This window comes from Vibrio sp. M260118, from assembly GCF_036533755.1.
Taxonomy (GTDB): domain Bacteria; phylum Pseudomonadota; class Gammaproteobacteria; order Enterobacterales; family Vibrionaceae; genus Vibrio.
Genome location: NZ_JATABG010000608.1, coordinates 1 through 1,180 on the forward strand (window position 1 = coordinate 1; position 1,180 = coordinate 1,180).

Genomic DNA, 1,180 nt, shown 5'->3' on the forward strand with positions numbered 1-1,180 from the left:
TCGGTAAGAAGTTGCTGAATCTCTTTTGCATCGGATGGAGTGTCTTTAGCACTCACCAAGCCTTGCTGATTAGCAGGGTCATCTGGGTCATGAAGCCCTAGTTCAAGATTCTGAATGGTGCGCCAAGCATCGATACGAGGATTGTCTGCAAAGTGGTAGTAAGGTTGAAGTCGCTTGCCAGAATGAAGCTCAATATTTGGAATAACAAAGTTCAGCTCTAACCGCCCTTTATCAAGATGCTCTACCCAAAGAATGGAGTATTGGTCTTTGTCTAAGCCTGGTAACAAAGCCTTTTCAAAATCAGCCATGAGGCGATCTTTAATCTCTTGTGATAAGTCCGTTTCAGCAAAACAGAGAAAGCCCGATGTGTACTTTTTGGCGTAAGGACTCGAATCAATGAGTGATTGAACTAAATCAGGATCGCCTTGATTGAGTGTCGCCCTCTCCCGATTTCTATCTTTCCCTAAGAGATAATCAACAGGGCCACTCCCAATACCCTTACCTCTACGAGCGAACTGAACAATCATACTGAGATCTCATACTTTGCCATTATTTGCCCAAGCTGACGCTCGATTGCTGAAAGTTGGGCCAATACTTGAACCACATTCACGACATCATAATTCTGGGTATTCACTACTCTAGTAATCTGATTCAAGTTATTCCCAAGTCCAGATAACTGGCGCAATAATGCAGGGTCTACTTTAGGAACATTGGCTCTTTTAAGAGTCCGTTCCCCAAGACAAGTCTCTCTCATCCAAGGAGCTAATTCCGCACCATCACACCGATCTTTCAGAGCTTGAAGTTCAGCCTCAGTGACTCTGATCTTGATGGACTTTTCTCGTATTACTTTCTTCTTTTCAGTCATGGCAATTCTTTAGTTTGAGTGCTTTTAACTAGGGTTAAGGGAGCGTAGCGTCCCTTACAAGGCACAATGACAACGTAACGAAGTGGAGGGGTCTTTGTGTAGCCTTGCTTATGTGCTTAACAAAAGATAGAAAGTAAGATAAAGAAATGCAAATAAGGGAAATCATGAAGTATCAAACAATGACAGTAAGAGCAAAGAGGAGGCTAGCCAAGCTAGCGCACACCACCCTTTCGGCTGCGCCGACCCCTACCCATTTCAACTCAAATTTATGAGTGATTTGGGTATCTTTTTGGTCGCTTTCAGATTGGGTAAGTC

2 protein-coding genes are annotated in these 1,180 nt (G+C 43.5%); both read right to left on the reverse strand.

The window, feature by feature from the left end:
- The coding region (locus QTO00_RS19985) for a relaxase/mobilization nuclease domain-containing protein (RefSeq protein ID WP_331426305.1) at positions 1-527 on the reverse strand (527 nt) is incomplete at its 3' end.
- Positions 524-865 carry a MobC family plasmid mobilization relaxosome protein gene (locus QTO00_RS19990; protein ID WP_025534403.1) on the reverse strand — a complete coding sequence of 114 codons (342 nt, stop codon included), beginning with the start codon at positions 863-865 and terminating at the stop codon, positions 524-526. The genes QTO00_RS19990 and QTO00_RS19985, both read right to left, overlap by 4 nt.
- Positions 866-1,180 lie beyond the last annotated feature (315 nt).